The organism is Maribacter sp. MS6, from assembly GCF_056839185.1.
This window is the reverse complement of record NZ_CM166389.1, coordinates 3,044,383-3,065,621: the sequence shown is the minus strand read 5'-3', so window position 1 is coordinate 3,065,621 and position 21,239 is coordinate 3,044,383. Positions and strand designations below refer to the sequence as shown.

Annotated in this window: 18 protein-coding genes; 8 read left to right on the top strand and 10 right to left on the bottom strand. The window is 37.8% G+C overall.

Annotation, left to right across the window (positions count from 1 at the left end; genetic code table 11):
• Positions 1-128 precede the first annotated feature (128 nt).
• On the bottom strand, positions 129-419 hold the full coding sequence (locus tag MS6x_RS13385; RefSeq protein ID WP_482602865.1) for a type II toxin-antitoxin system RelE/ParE family toxin: 291 nt from the start codon (positions 417-419) through the stop codon (positions 129-131).
• Complete coding sequence (locus MS6x_RS13380) at positions 412-672, bottom strand: ribbon-helix-helix domain-containing protein (RefSeq protein ID WP_482602863.1); 261 nt, start codon at positions 670-672, stop codon at positions 412-414. The genes MS6x_RS13385 and MS6x_RS13380 overlap by 8 nt, the downstream gene beginning before the upstream one ends.
• A gap of 918 nt (positions 673-1,590) precedes the next feature.
• Between MS6x_RS13380 and MS6x_RS13375 the strand changes: the two genes are divergently transcribed.
• Positions 1,591-2,802 carry a phage integrase SAM-like domain-containing protein gene (locus tag MS6x_RS13375; protein WP_482602861.1) on the top strand — a complete coding sequence of 404 codons (1,212 nt, stop codon included), beginning with the start codon at positions 1,591-1,593 and terminating at the stop codon, positions 2,800-2,802.
• Positions 2,803-2,918: 116 nt separating this feature from the next.
• On the opposite strand, the gene MS6x_RS13370 is transcribed toward MS6x_RS13375, so the two are convergent.
• Positions 2,919-3,029, bottom strand: a complete 111-nt coding sequence (locus tag MS6x_RS13370; protein WP_482607172.1) for a DUF6730 family protein — start codon at positions 3,027-3,029, stop codon at positions 2,919-2,921.
• Between the two features lie 173 nt (positions 3,030-3,202).
• Between MS6x_RS13370 and MS6x_RS13365 the strand changes: the two genes are divergently transcribed.
• A complete protein-coding gene (locus MS6x_RS13365) occupies positions 3,203-4,600 on the top strand; it encodes a hypothetical protein (protein WP_482602859.1) in 1,398 nt (465 codons plus the stop codon).
• A gap of 325 nt (positions 4,601-4,925) precedes the next feature.
• On the opposite strand, the gene MS6x_RS13360 is transcribed toward MS6x_RS13365, so the two are convergent.
• The 5 genes from MS6x_RS13360 to MS6x_RS13340 form a co-directional block, all read right to left on the bottom strand.
• Positions 4,926-6,683: a RagB/SusD family nutrient uptake outer membrane protein gene (locus MS6x_RS13360; RefSeq protein WP_482602857.1), complete on the bottom strand. Its 1,758-nt coding sequence runs from the start codon at positions 6,681-6,683 to the stop codon at positions 4,926-4,928.
• A gap of 18 nt (positions 6,684-6,701) precedes the next feature.
• Positions 6,702-9,776, bottom strand: a complete 3,075-nt coding sequence (locus MS6x_RS13355) for a SusC/RagA family TonB-linked outer membrane protein (protein WP_482602855.1) — start codon at positions 9,774-9,776, stop codon at positions 6,702-6,704.
• Positions 9,777-10,025: 249 nt separating this feature from the next.
• The gene (locus tag MS6x_RS13350) at positions 10,026-11,801 is read right to left on the bottom strand and encodes an alkaline phosphatase (RefSeq protein ID WP_482602853.1); all 1,776 of its coding nucleotides are present in this window, start codon (positions 11,799-11,801) and stop codon (positions 10,026-10,028) included.
• A gap of 597 nt (positions 11,802-12,398) precedes the next feature.
• Entirely contained in the window at positions 12,399-13,076 is a 678-nt protein-coding gene (locus tag MS6x_RS13345) for a LytR/AlgR family response regulator transcription factor (RefSeq protein WP_482602851.1), read from the bottom strand.
• The gene (locus MS6x_RS13340; RefSeq protein ID WP_482602849.1) at positions 13,073-13,801 is read right to left on the bottom strand and encodes a sensor histidine kinase; all 729 of its coding nucleotides are present in this window, start codon (positions 13,799-13,801) and stop codon (positions 13,073-13,075) included. Before MS6x_RS13340 ends, MS6x_RS13345 begins: the two co-directional genes overlap by 4 nt.
• Before the next feature lie 276 nt (positions 13,802-14,077).
• On the opposite strand from MS6x_RS13340, the gene MS6x_RS13335 reads away from it, so the two are divergent.
• The 5 genes from MS6x_RS13335 (at position 14,078) to MS6x_RS13315 (ending at position 19,117) form a co-directional block, all read left to right on the top strand.
• Positions 14,078-15,196 carry a serine hydrolase domain-containing protein gene (locus tag MS6x_RS13335; RefSeq protein ID WP_482602847.1) on the top strand — a complete coding sequence of 373 codons (1,119 nt, stop codon included), beginning with the start codon at positions 14,078-14,080 and terminating at the stop codon, positions 15,194-15,196.
• A gap of 9 nt (positions 15,197-15,205) precedes the next feature.
• Entirely contained in the window at positions 15,206-16,105 is a 900-nt protein-coding gene (locus MS6x_RS13330; RefSeq protein ID WP_482602845.1) for a M28 family metallopeptidase, read from the top strand.
• A gap of 148 nt (positions 16,106-16,253) precedes the next feature.
• The gene (locus tag MS6x_RS13325) at positions 16,254-16,469 is read left to right on the top strand and encodes a hypothetical protein (protein WP_482602843.1); all 216 of its coding nucleotides are present in this window, start codon (positions 16,254-16,256) and stop codon (positions 16,467-16,469) included.
• 266 nt (positions 16,470-16,735) lie between these two features.
• The gene (locus MS6x_RS13320; protein ID WP_482607171.1) at positions 16,736-17,026 is read left to right on the top strand and encodes a GNAT family N-acetyltransferase; all 291 of its coding nucleotides are present in this window, start codon (positions 16,736-16,738) and stop codon (positions 17,024-17,026) included.
• A gap of 258 nt (positions 17,027-17,284) precedes the next feature.
• The gene (locus MS6x_RS13315; RefSeq protein WP_482602841.1) at positions 17,285-19,117 is read left to right on the top strand and encodes a sodium:solute symporter family protein; all 1,833 of its coding nucleotides are present in this window, start codon (positions 17,285-17,287) and stop codon (positions 19,115-19,117) included.
• Positions 19,118-19,310: 193 nt separating this feature from the next.
• On the opposite strand, the gene MS6x_RS13310 is transcribed toward MS6x_RS13315, so the two are convergent.
• Together MS6x_RS13310 and MS6x_RS13305 are read right to left on the bottom strand one after the other, a co-directional pair.
• Positions 19,311-19,601, bottom strand: coding sequence for a type II toxin-antitoxin system RelE/ParE family toxin (locus MS6x_RS13310; protein ID WP_482602839.1), 291 nt, complete (start codon positions 19,599-19,601; stop codon positions 19,311-19,313).
• Entirely contained in the window at positions 19,594-19,854 is a 261-nt protein-coding gene (locus tag MS6x_RS13305; protein WP_482602837.1) for a ribbon-helix-helix domain-containing protein, read from the bottom strand. Before MS6x_RS13305 ends, MS6x_RS13310 begins: the two co-directional genes overlap by 8 nt.
• 313 nt (positions 19,855-20,167) lie before the next feature.
• Here MS6x_RS13305 and MS6x_RS13300 point away from each other — a divergent pair, with 313 nt between their 5' ends.
• Positions 20,168-21,097, top strand: a complete 930-nt coding sequence (locus MS6x_RS13300) for an alpha/beta hydrolase family protein (protein WP_482602835.1) — start codon at positions 20,168-20,170, stop codon at positions 21,095-21,097.
• The last annotated feature ends 142 nt before the right edge of the window (positions 21,098-21,239 follow it).

Here is a 21,239-nt window from a genome sequence, read left to right as displayed (position 1 = left end):
AGGAATAACTTGGAGTTGACCAAGACAAATACCACCTATATAGTTTAAATAAATCTTTTTGGACTTAATTAAACTATTTCATTTATACCCACCTTTATTTGAACTTTAAAAACCGACTTAATTAGCGGTTAAAGATGTCTTTTGAAATCCCTTATTTGACCTAAAATACGAACAACGAATATTCCCTTTCTTGTTGGTTCGTAGAAAATAGTATGTGCTTTGTAACTATATCTTTTCAAAGGTGCCACAAATTCAGAAGCGCTGCGACCAAGGTCAGGATTATCTGCAAGAGTCTGTAAAAATTGGTATAACTCGGTAACATAGTTATTAGTCTGTGATTCGCCCCAAGTCTCCAAAGTATAATCTACTATATCGTCGATATCATCATCTGCTTTCGACGATAAATGATAACTAGACATTTCTCTTCTTTTTACGAACTATTGCAGCTTCAATAATTTCATCAACAGACCTAATTTTAGAACTCATTCCGCTATCATATCCTGCTTGTATAGCCGCCTTGGTAATTAAAAAATCCCTATTCCGTTCTTCATCTAAACGTATTAGATGTCGCATGTATTCGCTATCGTTCGCGAAACCACCATTTTCAATTTGTAACTTTATCCACTCTTCCTGAGCGGTAGTAATAGTCAATGATTTTCTGATTGTCGCCATAATTACAATATTCAATTACATATAATATACGCAATATAACATATTATTGGTGTATAATCCATAGAAATTTTGTGAAACTCCAAGTTTTCGAGCCTGTAACCAAGTAACATTTAAACCCACGTTTACCTATACAACCAAAATCATGAATTTAGTTCACGGATAGCGACTTTCTAAATACAATAGACCTTTTGAGGCTGCATCCTTTCGTTTTGATCCTAAGCGTTCAAACACCTTGTCGTGTAAACCATAGAATGTTTCTTCTTGCTGACAGACAAGTTGAATAGTTTAATTCGTAAATAGTGTTTAAAAACAATTATCATTAAAAGGATATATAATTTTAACTATCCGTATATTAATTCGTTGTGAAATACCAGTTTTCAAAGGGTTTTGACCTGTGTCAATCTTTATTTCAAGATGAAAACCCAACAATTCAAATGTTGTTCCTAAATAAAAAAAGCCGACTCCTAAAAGTCGGCTTTCCTTTTGTACAGGAGGAGAGACTCGAACTCTCACATCGTAAGGCACTAGATTCTAGATTTAAGTCTTATGTTTTAAACAATCTGGTTTAACTACTCGTTAAGCCATTCTTCTTCTATCCAACTTTACATAATTTAACCTTTCCAAATTGGAAAAGAAAATTTACTCGGATGTAAAAAAAAGCACGCTGAAAACACGCTGAAAACTAAAAAAGACAGCTACAAATTCATGTAACTGTCTGATTTTAAAGCTCCCCCTCTTGGGCTCGAACCAAGGACCCTCTGATTAACAGCGCGAATATTTCCCTTATCATTTATTTGCATTTTTCTTCAATCTCTCGGAACCCTTGTATTTGTTGGGTTTTTGTTTTTACTTGTTTTCATGCGCTTTCTGAAACTATGGAATTTGTTTCACCAATGTTTCACCCTCTAATAAAAAAGCATGGTTAGTATCAAACTAAAATTAAAGACAAGAGCGAATTTAGACGGAGAATATCCTATCGTGCTACAAGTCCTAAAAGACCGACAGAAAAAAATTCTAGCAACAGGACTTTTAGTCAAAAAAGAAAACTGGGACAGCAAAGAGCATTGCTTTAAAACTAGACATCCGAATGCCATGCAGAATAATCGTCTATTGGATACCATAAAAATCAAAGCACGTAACATCATCTCAGAATTTGAAATAGACGATATTGATTTTACCCTCAATGAATTTGAACAGCGCTTTCGCTTTGGTTCAAAACGAAGTAAAATCGATTTATTCGAATTTTGGGATTCCGTAGTCAAAGATTTGGTACTATCCGGACGAACGGGTTATGCTCGAAACAATAGAGACACCATCCGTTCCTTAAGAAAATTTTATAAAAAGCCCATATTACACATGCGGGAAATCAATGTGACCTTCTTAGATAAGTACGAGGTCTTTTTACGAAGTAGAGGTGGTTCAAATGGTGGCATTGCGGTTCGCATGAGGAGCCTTCGTACAATTTTCAATCTGGCCATTCGTAGAGATTTGATAAAACAAAACCTTTACCCATTCCATAAATACAAAATATCAAAACTTAGAGGGAAACGGATCAAGCATGCCCTGACTATGGCGGAAATAGAGCTATTCAAAAATATAGATTGCGAAGAAGATGTTCAGCTTATCAATGCTAAAAACTATTTTCTATTCAGTTTCTACACCAGAGGTATGAACTTTGCGGATATGATGCGTCTGAGGTGGTCAGATTTAACCCGGACTCGTATTACTTATGCCAGGGCAAAAACTCAAGGTAATTTTTCCCTTAAGATTGTACCACCTGTAAGGGAGATTTTGAAGTATTACGACGAAAACAGAAGAGATACTAACTACGTATTTCCAATTTTACTACATGATGTTCTAACTCCTATGCAAATCGAAAATCGTAAGCATAAGATGCTATCACAATACAATAAAGCACTTAAAACATTGGCAACGAAAGCAGGTATTACCAAAAATGTAACGAGCTACGTCGCACGTCATAGTTTCGCAATGTGCCTTCGCGAGAAAGGGATAAGTATCGATGTCATTGGGGAAACACTAGGTCACCAAAGTGTTCTAACCACAAAGGCTTATGTTCGTGAGTTTGGTGTAGAAGTACTGGATGAGGCCGTAGAAGTCTTATTATGGTGAAAAAATAAAAAATAGCTAATATATAATCCATGATATAAATAAATATAGTATCGACAAACACTCCTTCAATGAGTGGACGGGTTCTTGAAGTTGTAAGGTCTTTTCCTTTTCCTGCCTTAAATGATTTTCCAGTAGATTCTCCACGTTTTGGTCAGCTGTTGAAGTCTGGCCAAAGCCTTGGTGAACCCGTCCAGTTCGTCCGTGAATAGTTCCATCAATTCCTCCAGTTTTTTGTTGCAAGTATATATCTAATGATTTTAAAAAGGGTAACGATATGGTAAAGTAGTTGTGGTAACAAAATACTATCTTCATCACATAATGTAAATCAAAGTTTTAGTCCATCCATCTTATGCGTTTCTTTTTCTCAACTACAGTCCTATCCCCCTTTGTTTCTTTATCGATGATGTTGCTAACGCTTGGATTACAGCATTCAACTTTGGCACAGGACAAAAACAACCGATTATGGCTGGCGGGAGACCATCATATTCATTCCAGATATAGTGTAGGCTGGGATTATGAAGTGGATCCTCCCACCCCCATTAAAGGAGGGGATGCCATTTATCCAACACCCATGAATGCCTTAATGGCTAAATATTATGGTCTTTCATGGATGGTAACCACCGATCATGGCGGTCCCAATCACAGTAAAGTAAATCTGGAAATGGCCTATCCCGAATTGGTGTATTCTAGAAAAGTTGTACCCGAAGTGATTCAGTTTTATGGGATGGAATTCGATACACCCGGTGCTGATCACTCCAGTTTAATTATCCCGCATTCCCATGATGAATCTACCCACTTGCACAGCATAGAATCTCAATTCAATAAAAGAGAACCTTACCCATCTGACCCAAGTTGGGATACTGAACCCAGAATGCTTGAAGCATTGGTATTTATGAATACAATGGCCACAAAACCGGTGGTTATTGCCAATCACCCTTCCCGATCTGCATCAGGGTTGGGCGTGTACGGAAAAGATGATCCTGCCGAACTTAGAGACTGGAACGATACAGCTCCTGAAATTGCCGTAGGTATGGCTGGAGCACCCGGTCACCAAGCTGCTACCCTAAATCGGGACAGTACCTTAAGTAAACGACCACGGGGTGGATATGGACAATTCCCTACTATGGGAGGTTTTGATCAGATGACTGCTAAGCTGGGTGGGTTTTGGGATTCAATGTTGGGCGAAGGCCGTCGTTGGTGGATTACCGCAAACTCCGACTCACATGTTCACTGGCGGGAAGGCGGTAGCGATTTTTGGCCTGGCGAATACTCCAAAACCTACGTCCTTGCACAAAAAAATCACGACGATGTCATAGACGGTATCCGAAATGGCCGCGTTTTTGTAACGCTCGGAGATTTAATCTCAGAACTTTATGTGCAGGTAGAAGGGGGGCATCATACTGCCGATATTGGAGGTAAAATTCATATTGCCCATGGCGAAGATGTAAAGGTTACCATTCGCTTTAAAGACCCTGATACCCTCAACTCATGGAAACAAAACCCTGAAGTTAGCCGTGTTGATTTGATAATGGGAGAAGTAAGAGGGCCGGTTACCAATCGAAATAGCGACAACAATCCTACTACACAGGTTATTGCACGTTTCACAGATTCTGACTGGACAGTCAATGATGCGTTTAGAGAGATAAACTACACGATTTCGAAGGTGAATAAAGAAAGTTATATCCGTATCAGAGGAACCAATAGTAATGAACTGGAACCTCAAAAAGATGAAAGAAGCGAAAGTCCATGGGATGAATTATGGTTCTACTCTAATCCTATATTTATTGATGTAGAATGATTGACAAGGGATTATATGATTTTGCAGAGAAGCTTTAAGAATTCCGGAATTGTACAATTACTTTGGCAAGCATTTAAAAACAAAGAGGCTTACAGATATAGTCTTTAAATTAAGGAGGATTAGCCAGCTCATATAAAAAAGCAAGTGAATACTTTCCTTGATGTTATTTAGGGACGATAGACCAACTTAATTGAAGCCGTCAACCTATCGTTTCAAAAAGTAATGCTGCTTGAAAACATCAAAGGTGTTTAGATTTATTGATTTTTCAAACAACCAAAAACGGCAAGGTAATAACCCTGCCGTTTACATAATCTATTTTATTACCTTAGTACCCTTGATTCTGTTCCAAAAAGCCATTGATTCCCGATGCAGCATCTACCGTACTTTGCGGAATAGGAAAAAGCCTCTTGTTTGGGTCGGAATCCGTTTTTTCCGTCCACGAGTCCTCATATTTGCCAAAACGTATTTGGTCGGTTCTTCTAAAGCCTTCCCAGTATAGTTCAAAACCTCGTTCACGAAAAAGTGTCTCTAAATCTATATTAGAAAATGCTTGTGGCGTTTGCTCTGGTCTTGCATTTCTTGAAGTTCGTACCACATTAACATCTACCAAGGCTCCAGCGTTATCTCCGCTGCGCAATTTGGCTTCAGCTCTCATTAGGTAAATTTCCGCCAAACGCATCAGCACCAAATCTACACTACTAAAATTGTTTCCGTTGGGCGAAGTGCGACTAAATTGATATTTCGATGGTCTAAACCCTGTGTTATGAAACGAACCTTCGTTCGTAAAATTTATTTCCTCCGTATGGTCTACATAGCCAACGTCACGGTCTGGACCATTTCCTTTCCGCTGCTGTACGGGGTAGATTCTAACCTGGCCACCTTCGCAGGTTAAAAACGTACCGTCATCCCCCTTTCTGGGCCCCCACTGAATACCTCGAAGAATACCTCTGTCCATTTCAAATTCTTCTGCGGTAACACAATAATGGCTTTCCTCGGTTTCTGTTTCCAATAAGGGTGCTCTTCCTGCCAAGTCAAGCAGTTGCGCCTCGGGCACCAAGGTGTTTTGTTTATAGAATCTTGCATCCGCATCAGCGGGATCAACGTCTTGATAAGCTTCTATCCATGTTTGATAGAAATCCGAGGTAATCGCCGGGCCGTCCGTACCATCTGCACCGGTAAATTCAGGTCTCGGAAACATTGATCCAGCAATTGGCCAATAAGCCCATCTGCTATGCTCTCTGTTCAATTGTCCCCGCTGGTCTAAGGCAAAAATAAGTTCAGGATTACTGTTATTGTCATCGTTAAAAAGGTCAAAATATTCTGCCGATAATGAAAAGTTACCTGAATTGATTATGGCATCCGTATATTGAATTACCGAGCTCATATCCGCTTGGGTAAAATCAGGATTGCCATAAGGATCGCGATATACTGCCGCGTTAAGGTATAACCGTGCTAACAATCCTTGGACCGCAGACTGCGTCATCCTACCTGGACCTCTATCCGTATTTATTACGTCAACAACCGCCAATAGTTCACTCTCAATATAGTCGATTGCATCCTGCCCCCTCAAAACTTGTGATAGCTGATCGGAGGTTTCTTTTTGTAGCACCAATCCCCAACCATCTAATAGAAGCAGGTTCAAATAGCCTCTTAAAGCTCGCATCTCGTGCAATGCTCCCGTTGCCTCTACATCACCAGCTTCCGAAAGTGGCCTAAGCACTTCTATGGCTGCCAACGTTCTAGAAATATTCGTGGTAAGTTCGTTCCAACTATCCCCTATTAAATCATTAGTGGGTGTTATGGTATGGGCATGAGTGGCTATAAATTTTCCGCCGTCAAACCAATCCGTACCACCTCTAAAGGGTAAAATAGCCTCATCTGAAGCAAGGAGTTGCATACCATAATAATGGGTATGCCTCCAAGTCCAGGACACATATCCGTAAGCTGGCGCAATTACACCACTAACGGTCTCTGCCTGACCGCCGAATTCAGATTCGTCCAACCTATCTTCCTCTAAATCCGTGCAGTTCCAACTTAAGAAGGAGTAAAATATCGTTGATATAAGTATTATTTTATTTTTCATCTTTTAATTCGTTTATATTTAAAATGAGATGTTTAAACCTAATAAAACCGTTCTTGGCGAGGGATAGGTAAAACGGTCAATACCAAATGTTTGGATACCCTCAATGTTATTGCCTGTATTGATTTCGGGGTCGAAGCCCGAATAATCCGTTAAAACGAATAAGTTCTGCCCCGTTAGCGTAAATCGGACATTGTTTATCCAATCGCTTAAGCCAATTTCATCTGATCTTAAGGAGTAGCCCAAAGTGGCATTATTTAACCGTAAGAAACTCCCATCCTCCAAATACCGTGTAGACACTTCGTTAGAATTAGATAAGTCTTCATTTGGAAATTGGATGGCAAAATCCGTAGTATTTAGATTTCTACTTAATTGACTGTTAGAAAAAATACTCATGGCGGTATGGTTATAGATTTTGTTGCCAGATACTCCATTGAAATTCATACCCAAATCAAAATTCTTGTAATTAAAATTTAAATAAAAGGCATAAATAATATCTGGCAAGGCACTGCCGGCAGCAATTCTGTCATTGTCCAGAGATTCCCCATCACCGTTTATATCTCGGAATTGATTAAGGCCATCCGGACCAATACCTACGAACTCTTTCATAAAAAATGTTCCTGTTGGCTCACCATTGATGTACCCATTAATCGTAGCACCAGTTTGACCGGCACCTTGGGCGGCACCCGTAGTAAGTACCGCGAATGGAGAATTTTCAATTTTATTGTTCGTGTATGAAATATTGCCGCCAATGTTATAGGTGAAATCTCGGGAAACAGTGCCTCTATAATCTAGGGCTAGTTCTATTCCGTTATTTACTATCTCTAGTTCTGGTATATTCGTCCATATTCTTTCTGTAGGTTGAATAGGATCCGTTCTATTGGCAAAAAGAACAACGTCCGTAACCGTTTTATTAAAATAATCTACGGTACCTGTAACCCTGTTTCCAAACAAACCAAAATCTAGACCAATATTTGTTTGTGTGGATACTTCCCACTTTAAGTCAGGGAAAGCTGTGCGCACCGGTACGGTTCCAAAAGGATAATCATCTAATGTTACTTCGTTTCCACTTAGAGGGTAGGTGTCGTTTTGGGTTCTGGAGTCAATAAAACTTGCTAAGCTCACATTACTAGGAATACCGTCTTGATTTCCTGTTTGACCCCAACTTGCCCTAAGTTTAAGGTTGCTGACCACATTGCTCTCCGATAAAAACTTTTCTTTATGAATATTCCAACCTAGAGCGACAGATGGGAAATACCCGTACTTGTTGTTTCGTCCAAATCTTGACGAACCATCGGCGCGCATGGTTGCCGTAATCAGGTATTTATCGGTAAAACCATAGTTAAGACGTACGAAGTAAGACTGTAGTTCAGCTTTAAAGGCTCGAGAATTTAATGATGTTGGTAATATAGAGGTGCTAATTTGGTCTTGAAATCTTGGCTCGATACCATTATTGGCAAAACCGTCCAACTCAAATGCCTTTTGTTCCAACATGGTATGTTGAAAGGAATGGGCTAAGAGCGCTGTAACGCTATGCTTCTCGTTGGTGTAGGTATACGTTAAGGTATTCTCAACTAAAGTGTTACTATTTATGGTGGCGGTGGTATTCAAAAAACCATCTTCGAACCCTTCTAATAAAACGAAAGGGGTTCGTTGTACATCACGGTTGGTAGACGTGTAATCTACACCTAGGTTTAATTTATAAACAAGGCCATTTAGAATCTCCAAAGAGGGGGCAATATTGGCCAAAATCCGATTACTATTTGCTTCATCCATGTAAATTCGATTGCGCTGAAGCGGATTCAATAACCCAGGTATAAAAGTTGGCTCTCCATTGGTCATTGCGGGCAATGTTGGGTTTAGCTCTAGCATATCACTTATAATAGCATCATTGTCCGGCCTTTCATTTACCGTTCTGGAAGCCGTTAAATTTAAATCAACATTAAACCGACCTTGCAGGGCTTTCTGGTTCAAATTTATCCTCCCTGAGTAACGGGTCAAAGAACTGTTGTTCAGCGTTCCTTCTTGATCGTCTACACCAGCGGATACAAAGTAAGTGGACTTATCGACAACCCCGCCACTCATAGAAAAGTTAACGTTATTGGAAATGCCAGTTCTTGTCAACTTATCTTGCCAGTCGGTGTTCCCTCCTAAATCCTCTAGTACACCACCAACTGCCGGTACTTGGCGACGAAATTCAGCAGCACTGAAAACATCAACAGGATTAGCAATAGTAGAAAATGCAGATGAAACGGATAAATTCATCTCTGTTTTACCCTCCTTTCCTTTTTTTGTAGTAATAACTATTACGCCATTAGCCGCTCTTGCACCGTATATTGCGGCTGCAGAGGCATCTTTTAAAACATCTATAGAGGCTATATCCTGTGGGTTGATAAAGTTCAACGGATTTGAATTTGCCGCTACGCCAATACTAGAATTGTCAATAATAAAACCATCAACCACAAATAATGGAGTAGTACCGGAACGTAAACTACCAACTCCCCTGATAATTATATTCTGTGCCGCACCCGGCTCACCGCTTACGTTAGTTACGTTAACTCCTGCAACCTTACCTTGTAAAAGCTGCCCTGGGTTCGCCACAACCCCTTTATTAAAGTTCTCACTTTTTACTGAACCAATAGCACCGGTAATATCGGATTTTTTCTGAACGCCATACCCTACCACTACCACATCTTCAAGCTGTGTAGCATCGGGTTCCAATTGAACGGTTATGGAGGTACGCCCGTTCAAGGTAAACTCCTGGGTAGTATAACCTAAATAGGAAACCGTCAAGACTGCGTTCCTTCCGGCAAGGTCAATGTTAAAATTACCATCAAAATCGGTAGTTGTTCCATTAGTAGTACCTTTTTCCAACACCGTGGCGCCTGGAAGTGGCGTACCCATTTCATCGACTACAGTTCCAGATATGGTCTGTTGAACAGGTAAAACAATTTTTTTTTGTGCATGGGCTTGGAAAATAGAATCATTTTCAATAATCTTTACGTTTGCGCTCATTGCCGATACGCAAAGCGTTCCTGAAATTAGGACGGAGATTCCCAGAATAATTTTCGGGAACTGTTTTTTAAAATACATCATAAAGTGTTGGGTTTTTAGAGATTCTCGATACTTTTTTTTAAGGGAGCCTGTTGACGCAGGCTCTTTTTTTTAGTTTATTTTTTTGTTAAAGAAAGTACAAAACTAAATCACCGATACCCTTTTATGTGTTAACTACATTTTAATATTATATTAACGGAAGGTAGTGTTTGTAGTGCTTTGTTAAGGGAAGGTTACCTGAGGTTAAAACACCTAATATTTTAAAAAAAGTATGTATTTTGATGTGTAAAATCAATATTTGTTAGATACCCCAAGCGTGTTCAATATTTTACCAAAAAGCATATTATTCTCATATACTCCCTGAAATTCATAGGACCTTGGCCCGTACGCAAAAACGGGAACCATAATCCCCGTATGGTCATCGGTCGTAAAATCCCCTTCTATTTCGCTAGTTGCGACATTCCCTTGTGGAAGTGTTAGGCCGCCCGTTTCATGATCGGCAGTAACGATGACCAACGTGTTTTTATTCGTATCGGCAAATTTTAGCGTTTCTGCAATTGCTTGGTCAAAAGCGATACTTTCAGCGATAATACCGCCAATGTTGTTTGCATGCCCATAGGAATCAATCTTTGCCCCTTCCACCATTAAAAAGAACGGCTTATTTTTATTGTCCAAGTACGTGAGCACATTTTTTACCGCACTCGCCAACGGTGTCGGATTTGTGCTTTCCGAAAAAAGAAATCCGATGTTCTCTTTTTTGCTTTGACCTATTTCTTCTATGGAGGCCTGCATCTGAAAAGTACCGATTTTGTTTTTCCCTTCATATTGGTCATCGGCGGTACTCGCAAATACCGACAACTTACTTTTTAAGAAATCTTCCTTTATTTCTTCGGTCATGCCCCGGTCTTTTTGATGGGCATAAAAAGAGGAAGGTGTAGCACCGGTAATCTGATCGTTGGTCACAACACCTAAAATAAACCCTTTCTCGACAAGTCTCTCCGTAATATTCTGTAACGGATTTCCATTTTCATCGACACCTATCGACCTATTCGGGACTTTCCGACCCGTAGCAATGGCCGTTGCCCCTCCCGCAGAATCTGTCGTGAAATCATCACTTGATTGTGTTTTGATAAATCCGATATTGCGTAATTGTGTCAAGGTCAGCTCTCCTTTATTGGCTAAAGTGGTTGCCGAAATCTGTGCAAGGCCGTTGCCGTCGCCAATCAGCAGAATAATGTTTTTGGCAGCTTTCTTTTTTCGGTCAGAAGCAAAAGTAGGCCGGTAGACTTCTGAAAAAACAGAATTTCGATATTCCCTTTTGGTTAATGTGTTTAGATAATTCGCACATTCAAAGGGCATATCGGTATTGATAAAATCCACTCCCAAATGTACAAGGGCCTTCCAAGCAGTCTTGGAATCAGGAGTCGCCCAAAAACGGAAAGGCTTGCCGTGGCCATGGGCTTTTTTTATCGTTATAGATACTTTTTCAAGGTCTTCGGCGGTCAACCTTCCCTTCCCGTTCCATTTGGTAAGACTTTTAAAACTTAAACTGACCAAAGCTATTTTTTTTAGAACGGCAGGGTCTATATCTTCCGCCAAACTTTGATAATCGAAGAAAATAAAATCGGGGTAATTCACATATTCTGAAGGTTTTGGCCGATTGCCGGAAATGACTATCGAAATGGCTTCGTTCCTAATAATTTCAGGATGATTTTTCAGTTTTCTTATAAGTACATCAAGGGTCGAATAGGGTTCCGATTTGATATCGATAAGCAATTGAAGGCTTTTTGGTCTTTCGAGTCCAAGTACTAATGATTCCCTTAAAGTATTAAGGTATAATTTGTCAAATGTGCGTAGGGTATCGATTTCTTGTGACGTATGTGCCACAAATAGTTCCTCGCCAATCAAAAAAACATCGGCTTCAATGGAAGTGGCACCTGCCGAATAGGCCTTCCAAAAAGGTACATTTTGCAAATAATCATTATGGGAATGAATCCGGAAATCTGGCAGGCTTTGCCCAATTGCACTATTTGTTATCAAAAAAAGAAAGAACATCCATTTTTTCATCGTATAATTTTAATTTTAATATGAACAGTTGACATGCGTATTACAAAAAAACCGGCATCGAGACGAATACCGGTTTTCATAAAATTATTCAAAACTAACTCAAACTCAAGTTAAAAATATTACCTCGATTCTTATTTTGAGTTAAGTGAATGTGAACATACCATTATCAAAATCCGAACTAATTGACAGTAAGGTCTAAAGGCGAGCTCTGTTCTTTCGAATCATTTATTTTTAGCCCTAAAATATTTAAAATCGTTGGAGCAATCTGGGCACTGTACAACTGTTTGTTATGAGCAACTTCGCCCATGGCGTTAACTCCCTTTCCAAAGAGCACCATCCAAACACTCCCAGCACCTTTTACCTTACCTCCATGACTTTTCCAAGTTTTTAAGGGGTCGGTACCACGACCGTGATCCGTTGTAATTATAAAAACGGTATTGTCTTTGTAAAAAGGGTGGATTTTATAAACTCAAATTGTCCCGTAAAACGTCAATTAACGAAACCACTAAAAAAGACCAAATTTGGGACACCTTGGCGAAGAAAGTCTGCTTTTACATTATTATCCCTTAAAACGGCCGTTTTAAGAGAAGGTTAATTCTAATTCAGATTTATATTCTGTTTATAAGTCCTACCAATAGGAATAGTCTTTTCATCGATATAGATTCTATTTCCTTCGATAGCAGTCACCAAATCTTTATTTACGATGAATGAATTATGTACTCGCAAAAAATTCTGTGGTAATGCTAATTGAAAATCTGATACACCGCGAAGGGTTAGTAGGTTGCCTGTTTGGGTGACCACTTTACAATAATTACCCTGCGCTTCAATAAATTGGATGTCAGACATTTTAACACGGTGCTTTTTCTTATCTACTTTGATGATTATAAAATCTTGTGAAGTAGCGTTTGGTGATGAGTTTCTCTCTTTGAATTCTAAAATCGTATTTACCGCTTTTAGAAAACGAGAAAAAGTAAAGGGTTTCAACAAGTAATCCGACACCTGAAACTCATAACCTTCAAGGGCAAATTCTTTATAAGCCGTGGTAACGATAACGCTCGGTGGGTTATTAAGTGTTTTCAGCATTTCGAAACCTGTTATTTTTGGCATATTTATATCCAAAAACAACAAATCCAATTCTTCTTTTTGAAGTAAATTTATTGCCTGAAATGCGTCGTAACAATTGCCCACTTTTGTTAAGCTACCAATCTCTTTGGCAAACTCTTCAATGATATTATGAGCAATGGGCTCGTCGTCTATTATAGCATATCTAATCATTTTATCCCTAAGGTGATTTTTGCGTAATATACATTTTCATCTTTTCTCAAAACCAAACTATGCCTAGCTTGATATAGATGATGTAACCGCTTCTTCAGGTTTTTTAAACCTAATCCATTTGTGGTTTCAGCTTTAATTTCAAAGTTATTGGTCACTTCAAAAGTTAACTTATCACTTTGTTGAATCAAATTGATGTGGACAAAAGCATTTTCTGTAAGACTTTCAATTCCATGCTTAAAGGCATTTTCAACTAGCATGATAAAAAGTAAGGGGGCAACCAATTTCGAACCATCTACTACTTCTTTTTTGAATTGTATATCCACATTTTTCTGATATCTGATTTTTTGGATATCGATGTACTCTTCAAGATAGTTGATTTCGTTTTTAATCGGTGTCTGGTTCTTCTCGCCCTCATAAATAGTGTAACGCATTATTTCAGACAGTTTTTGAATGACCTCTGGGGTTTTGTCCGATTTAGCAATGGCCAGTCCATATAAATTATTCAATGTATTGAAAAAGAAGTGTGGGTCAATCTTACTTTTAAGCAAACTCAATTCGGCTTCCATTTTTTCATTTTTGAGTAATCTATAATTTTGTGCCAACTTAAAAACCCAAGAAACCAAAAAATATCCAATGACGGAAAAAAATAAGACCTGAGAAATCAAGAAATACGTCTCATAAACTGTATTCTTTGAACTTTCCAATACTTGTTTGTAGTGCACCATACCTATAGTTCCACACACAAGTAGGATTATTGCAACTAAATAAGAGATATATTTTTTTTCTGTTATATACACAACACAAAGGTATTTGAATAAAAACACGATAACAATTTATTTGACAGACTACTGATTTTTAATCATAATCAACATCAAATCCAAAATGGATGGCATCTGTCATTCATAAGGTGTTGACTGCATCTTATAATGAACCATAGGTCAATTTTATTATTCGAAAAGCGATTGTGATGTTAAGTTTGATCCAACTTAAAATTCTATCAAATGAAAACCTTAAAATTAGCAGTATTACTATGTGTACTATCTACTACTTTAAGCCTAAACGCACAGCCCTCGCAAACAAGTAAAACGACTTCAATAGATCATTTGATGGATACCAAAATTCCGTTATTGCTAAAAGAGAATAATGTACCTGGTATGGCTGTCGCCATTCTTGAAAATGGTAAGGTTATTTATGAAAGAGGACACGGATACGCCAATGTCGCCAATAATATTGAAATATCAACCAAGACTGGTTTCAACATTGGTTCTATCTCAAAATTGTTTACAGCTTGGGGAATTATGAACTTGGTTGAAGATGGAAACCTTGACCTTGATAAACCTGTCGAAAGTTATCTTACACGATGGAAACTGCCCGAATCTAAATTTGACCATAGCAAAGTCACAATTAGAGCAATTTTGAGCCATAGTGCCGGATTATCCGTGCACGGATACCCTGGTTTCCATCCTGATGATAAGTTACCAACTTTAGAAGCCTCTCTTGATGGTGTGAATGGTTCGGTAAGGAAAAATGAACCAGTCAAGGTAATTATAGAACCACAAAGCCAGTTTAAGTATTCCGGTGGTGGCTATACTATCTTGCAGCTAGTTATCGAAGAAGTCACAGGTCAAAGATTTGAGGAATATATGAACGAACACATTTTTGAACCACTTAATATGAACAGAACGAGCTTTAATATTGATTCTAACATTTTAGCAAAAACCGCAAAACCTTATAACAAAGAAAGTAAGGAAATCTACTTGGAAAGATTTACCGCGAAGGCTGCCGCTGGTTTACATACAACGCTTAAAGATTTGTCCAATTTCGCGAAAGCACAATTCAAAAAAAATACCGTGTTATCGCAAAAAATTATTAAAGAGATGATAACCATTATCCCGATAACCAAAACTAAAAAGGTAGCGTATGGTTTGGGTTACGCAACATACAGTTTTGGGCCTATTAAAGTGGTTGGCCATGCTGGTACAAATACAGGATGGGAAGCAGGTTTTATGATGGACTTTGAGAAAAAGGATGGTATTGTCATACTTACTAACAGCTCAAATGGGAAGAAAGTTGCCATAAACACATTACAAACTTGGGCTAAATGGCGAATGACAAAATAAATAAAGGCTATGTTTAAAATTATTACTATTGGCTGTTTGCTTTTCTCGTTTTCATCGAGCATAGCACAAGAAAAAGACACTATAACCAATATCATAAGTTACCAAAAAGAGATTATAGCAACATTAACTGGCGAGAAAACTATTCTTAAAAATCGCTTTTTGAAGCAAAGGGCAACTTACGAAGAGCGTGTTTTAACCGCTGAATATTTGGCAAATGAGCTCGAAGCTTCTGGATGGTCTTCAAAACTTCATAAATACCAGACAGCACAGAGCAATTATTTTTTGGATATATTTTTCAAGCCTAACAAGGGTATCAATGTGATAGGTCAATTACCCTCAACAAAAGCGACTGAAAAACATATTATATTGGGCGCTCATTTTGATAGTGAGAGAGATACGCCTGGTGCAATAGACAACGCTAGTGGTGTTGCCTTGTGTTTGGCACTTGCTAAAGAACTACAAAAATTAGGGCATCGAAAGTATAATGTAAGTATTGTCTTTTTTGATCAAGAAGAAGATGATGAAATTGGAAGTGAGGCATTTGTTAAAATGATTCAGAAGACAAAACTCGATGTTCATTCCGTACACATTTTCGATCTGATTGGTTGGGATGCCGATGGTGACGGAGCACTCACCCTACAATCGCCTGCACCTTTTCTAGAACCTTATTATCGTAAAGAGGCAAAAGCGGTAAACATCTCAATTAAAACAATCGGTGGTGCTGGTTCGGACAATAAAACATTTCTTGAAGCTGGTTATCCTACAGCACATCCTTTTGAAGAAATGGACGATAGTACGCCTTACTATCATAGTCCTCAGGACACCTTCGCAACCGTCAATTTTAGTTTTTTAGAAAAAACCACTAAATATATAAACAATGTCATTTCAAGAATTTTACAAGAAGAATAGTTTGTTAAAGCAGCGTACCATATTTGTTGTTAGTTGCCTTCCAATCATAGTTAACGCTGTACAGCATCTTTTTGCATATTCTTATTTCCCTTTTTTTGTCCTACTGTTATTGGTAGGTATATTTGCTTATTTGTGGCACACTAAAATTATGAAAGGGAAATCCTTCTATAAGTCATTGGGCTTTCTTTTGTTAGGGTACGGATTGATTCGCTTGGGACTCGTTGCTTTGGTTTTGATTGCCGAAAGTGGTGTTCCTTCAGATATTTATTATCAATTGGATATTTGGTATTTATTTATAACAGTTTTTACCCTTTCAATTGGTATTTGGATTCTTTATAACAGCAATAATTTATATTTTCATTGAACGCTTAGTGCGTATATTATAATATACGTTTGTTGACAACGAGCTAAGAGATGGATAATAAAGGAATTAACTTGTATGATTGGTGTACAAACAGAAAGGCTGATTTTTCGACAATGCAAAAATTCAGATTATCCGATATTTTCTGAATTTTTTTCGGTTGAAGATAATGCTAGATACGTCGAAGGAGCTAAAAACACTTTATAATCATGAGGTTGATATCTACATATATTGGGCATTAAGAACTTAATTGGTTTTCAAACCCAGCAATTACCGAAAAGGAAACTGAAAATCTAATAGGAACAATCGGATTATGGAAATCTCATTCTTGGCCCGAGCCTGAATTGGGCTATTGGTTGTTACCTGGATCTCAAGGAAAGGGTCATTGCGTTGAAGCTGGTCTTGCCGTTAAGGAATTTCCTTTGACAAAATTGAAACTTGATTCACTGGTTAATTACATAAATCCAACCAATGAGCCGTCTAAAAAATTAGCAATAAGGCTTGGGGCAAAATTTGATTATGTCATTAAGTTACTTGATTTAGGCAACCATGAAGTATAACGGTATAAATAAAACCAATTATGAAATCATAGCCAGAACGTTTTCGAAAAATTTTCATTGACCTATAAAAGGAACCTTTTTTGGCACCCTGTCGATTCCCTCTTTATGATTCTTCAATTGGCCGTTTTATGAAACTTATGGGGATATTCAATTCGTTTCTTTTCAAAGTGATGTTTCAAAAAAACTGAAACTACATTGTACATAAATCCTCATTCTATTCATAAAATTTTATCTTTAAAACTTACCAATTCTCATCCAATGGAACTAAGTAAATTAGATTACAGCTTCATCATTGTATTTTTCTCAATCGTTTTAGGAATCGGAATTTATGTTTCCAAAAAATCAGGAAAGAACACTTCTGAGTATTTTTTATCGGGACGAACGATGCCATGGTGGTTGTTGGGGTTTTCGATGGTGGCAACTACTTTTTCAACAGATACTCCCAATTTAGTAACTGATATAGTTCGTACTAATGGTGTTTCAGGAAATTGGGTTTGGTGGGCGTTTTTATTGACTGGACTCTTGACCGTTTTTGTTTATGCCAAACTATGGCGTAGGTCCAATGTCCTTACCGATATGGAGTTTTATAATTTAAGATATGGTGGTAAAGCCGCACGATTTCTTCGAGGGTTTCGTTCCTTATATCTAGGTCTCGTTTTTAACATCATAACTTTGGCAGCTGTAAACCTGGCAGCCATCAAGATAGGAGGAATCATGTTAGGATTGACTCCTATTGAGACTGTTCTTATAGGTGGGATAATTACTGTCATCTTTAGTGCGGTGGGAGGATTTAGAGGAGTTGTCTATACTGATTTCCTTTTGTTCTTCGTGGCAATAGTGGGCGCAATTGGTGCCGCTTACTATTTGGTTAATATTCCGGAGGTTGGTGGGATTACAAAATTGGTAAACCATGAAAATGTCGTAGGGAAATTATCGATTCTCCCTGATTTTTCAGATACTGAAGCCTTGATATCTATTTTGATAATCCCTTTAGCAGTTCAATGGTGGAGTTCGTGGTATCCAGGTTCCGAACCTGGTGGCGGAGGCTATATTGCACAACGTATGCTTGCGGCAAAGAATGAAAATCATGCTATCGCATCTACATTTTTTTTTAATATCATGCATTATGGATTGCGCCCATGGCCTTGGATTTTAGTTGCGTTAGCCTCTTTAGTTGTATATCCTGATTTAGCAAGTATTCAAGAGGCATTTCCTAATATAGAGGAAAACAAGTTGGGTCATGATCTTGCGTATTCGGCAATGTTGACCAAATTACCAAGTGGATTATTGGGACTAGTTTTGGCCTCTTTGGGGGCAGCGTATATGAGCACCATTTCAACACAATTGAATTGGGGCTCATCATATATTGTAAATGATTTTTACAAACAACAAATAAAACCTTCTGCTAGCGAAAAAGAATTAGTTGGTGTTGGAAGAATTTCAACTGTAGTTTTAATGGTGTTGAGCGCTGTTATGGCTTTATCTCTTACAAATGCTAAACAACTTTTTGACATCCTGCTAATGTTCGGCGCCGGAACAGGTCTGGTCTATATTCTAAGATGGTTCTGGTGGCGTATAAATGCATGGAGCGAAATATCGGTAATGTTCGCTGCGGCTATAGTCAGTTTGGTATTTACGTATTCTTCTTTGGGAGATTCCCTTTTTGGATTCATAAATGAATCAGGATCCATGATTGATGGAATATTTCCTTCATGGGCCAGGTTTCCGGCGATTGTACTTATAACAACTATTATATGGGTTGTAGCAACCTTTGTCACGAAACCAGAAGATAAAAAAGTTTTGAACGATTTCTATAAAAAAACCCGTCCCGGAGGCCCAGGCTGGAAAAAAGTTTTGGATGACGCAAATACGGATGGTATCAATATCGAAAAAAGCAATGAAAAGTGGTCGGTTCCTACGGGAATTTTGGCAATGCTTCTGGGGACTGTTTTGGTTTATGGTTGCATGTTCGCGACAGGTAATTGGATATATGGTAATTATGTATTGGCAAGTTGGTTGACCGGGGTCATGGTGGTCGCTGGACTTTTATTGATTGTTGTATGGAACAAAATGAAAGACGATATTTTATAAAGTGAAGTAATAGACCAATAGATAACGTCCTTAAAGTCATTGAAACCAAAGAAATCTCCTTATGTCCTGTAAAATGAACCTTTTTCGGCACTACATTTTATTCTAACGTTCAATAAAACCTGTTTCTACTTAATTGAACTAGTATGTTTAATCCCACCTATAATTGAACTTTAAAAACCGACTTAATTAGCGGTTAAAGATGTCTTTTGAAATCCCGTATTTGACCTAAAATACGAACAACGAATATTCCCTTTCTGGTTGGTTCGTAGAAAATAGTATGAGCTTTGTAATTATATCTTTTCAAAGGTGCCGCAAATTCAGAAGCGCTGCGACCAAGGTCAGGATTATCTGCAAGAGTCTGTAAAAATTGGTATAACTCGGTAACATAGTTATGAATCTGTGATTCGCCCCAAGTCTCCAAAGTATAATCTACTATATCGTCGATATCATCATCTGCTTTCGATGATAAATGATAACTAGACATTTCTGTTCTTTTTACGAACTATTGCAGCTTCAATAATTTCATCAACAGACCTAATTTTAGAACTCATTCCGCTATCATATCCTGCTTGTATAGCCGCCTTGGTAATTAAAAAATCCCTATTCCGTTCTTCATCTAAACGTATTAGATGTCGCATGTATTCGCTATCGTTAGCGAAACCACCATTTTCAATTTGCAACTTTATCCACTCTTCCTGAGCGGTAGTAATAGTCAATGATTTTCTGATTGTCGCCATAATTATAATATTTAATTACATATAATATACGCGATATAACATATTATCGGTGTATAATCCATAGAAATTTTGTGAAACTCCAAGTTTTCAAGCCTGTAACCAAGTAACATTTAAAACCACATTAATCTAAACTTCAAGAATTTGTTCTCACTTGCGGTTTTTCGACTAATTAATTTGTTGTTTCATAGGACCTTTGTGATTGATATAATCGTTGAATTAAATTGCATATTTTTATTGTTCGCATATTGGTTATATGATCAATGATAATATATCTATTGTTAGGGACAATTTAAAACAACGTTTGAGAATTAAGATGAACAAGAAATTTAGAATTTTAAAAAAGACGATTTTATATACTTTCTCTATCCTTTTACTTCTTTCAGTTATAGGTTACATTTACCTTTATGTGCTCCCGAAAGGACCTGAAATCACAGAAACCAGTAAAATCAATATCGGAATAGACTCTTTTGTTATCTACGCATATAAACATAGCGAGAGAAAATCGATTAAGGTATGGACTTACAAACCGGTAAGTTGGAATGACAAAGACAAAATAGTTTTCGTTATGCACGGCGGTGGACGAAATGCAGATGACTATCTCAACGCTTGGCTTGAATTAGCCGATAGAAATAATCTCCTAATAGTGGCACCTGAATTCGAGAACAAGTTCTCAAAATATACAACTAACGACTATCAAGAGGGAAATTTATTTACCTTTTTTGGAACTAAAAACCCAAAAAGCGAATGGGCATACACGGTGGTTGAAAACATATTTGAACATATTAAATCGGTAAACAACATTTCAAACCAACAATACGATATTTTCGGACATTCCGCTGGTGGACAATTTGTACATAGAATGGTAATGCTAATGCCCGAATCGAGAATAGGGACAGCTATCGCTGCCAATTCTGGATTTTATAGTCTACCAAACGAGAAACTTGAATACCCGTATGGTATTCAAAATACAGGAACAGATTTACAAAAATCCTATAATAAAAGATTGGTTATTCTATTGGGAGAATTAGATAATGACCCAAGATTAGGGACTTTCAGAACATCGGATTTAGCGATGGAACAAGGAGCGCATAGACTTGGACGTGGAACGACTTTTTATAACACAAACAAGCAATTAAAAAACAAAAATAATTGGATATTTAATTGGGAAATGGACACTATAAAAAATGTAGGTCATGACTATAAAAAAATGTCAAAAAGTGCAATCGAATGGATAAAAAACTGACCCTAATAACATAGTATCCTATAAAAAGCCTTAGTCCAGTTCTCTAAAGTTAGCTTTTTACGAAGTTTCATAAAAGTACAGTTTTAAGGGACCAACTTTCCTAATATTTGTATATATCATAAATAAGTTTATCCATCATGTA

Coding starts and splice junctions, on each gene's coding strand:
- MS6x_RS13385 (WP_482602865.1), bottom strand. CDS start 419: ATGTCTAGTTATCATTTATCGTCGAAAGCAGATGATGATATCGACGAT.
- MS6x_RS13380 (WP_482602863.1), bottom strand. CDS start 672: ATGGCGACAATCAGAAAATCATTGACTATTACTACCGCTCAGGAAGAG.
- MS6x_RS13375 (WP_482602861.1), top strand. CDS start 1,591: ATGGTTAGTATCAAACTAAAATTAAAGACAAGAGCGAATTTAGACGGA.
- MS6x_RS13365 (WP_482602859.1), top strand. CDS start 3,203: ATGATGTTGCTAACGCTTGGATTACAGCATTCAACTTTGGCACAGGAC.
- MS6x_RS13360 (WP_482602857.1), bottom strand. CDS start 6,683: ATGAAAAATAAAATAATACTTATATCAACGATATTTTACTCCTTCTTA.
- MS6x_RS13355 (WP_482602855.1), bottom strand. CDS start 9,776: ATGATGTATTTTAAAAAACAGTTCCCGAAAATTATTCTGGGAATCTCC.
- MS6x_RS13350 (WP_482602853.1), bottom strand. CDS start 11,801: ATGAAAAAATGGATGTTCTTTCTTTTTTTGATAACAAATAGTGCAATT.
- MS6x_RS13345 (WP_482602851.1), bottom strand. CDS start 13,076: ATGATTAGATATGCTATAATAGACGACGAGCCCATTGCTCATAATATC.
- MS6x_RS13340 (WP_482602849.1), bottom strand. CDS start 13,801: ATGGTGCACTACAAACAAGTATTGGAAAGTTCAAAGAATACAGTTTAT.
- MS6x_RS13335 (WP_482602847.1), top strand. CDS start 14,078: ATGAAAACCTTAAAATTAGCAGTATTACTATGTGTACTATCTACTACT.
- MS6x_RS13330 (WP_482602845.1), top strand. CDS start 15,206: ATGTTTAAAATTATTACTATTGGCTGTTTGCTTTTCTCGTTTTCATCG.
- MS6x_RS13325 (WP_482602843.1), top strand. CDS start 16,254: ATGAAAGGGAAATCCTTCTATAAGTCATTGGGCTTTCTTTTGTTAGGG.
- MS6x_RS13315 (WP_482602841.1), top strand. CDS start 17,285: ATGGAACTAAGTAAATTAGATTACAGCTTCATCATTGTATTTTTCTCA.
- MS6x_RS13310 (WP_482602839.1), bottom strand. CDS start 19,601: ATGTCTAGTTATCATTTATCATCGAAAGCAGATGATGATATCGACGAT.
- MS6x_RS13305 (WP_482602837.1), bottom strand. CDS start 19,854: ATGGCGACAATCAGAAAATCATTGACTATTACTACCGCTCAGGAAGAG.
- MS6x_RS13300 (WP_482602835.1), top strand. CDS start 20,168: ATGAACAAGAAATTTAGAATTTTAAAAAAGACGATTTTATATACTTTC.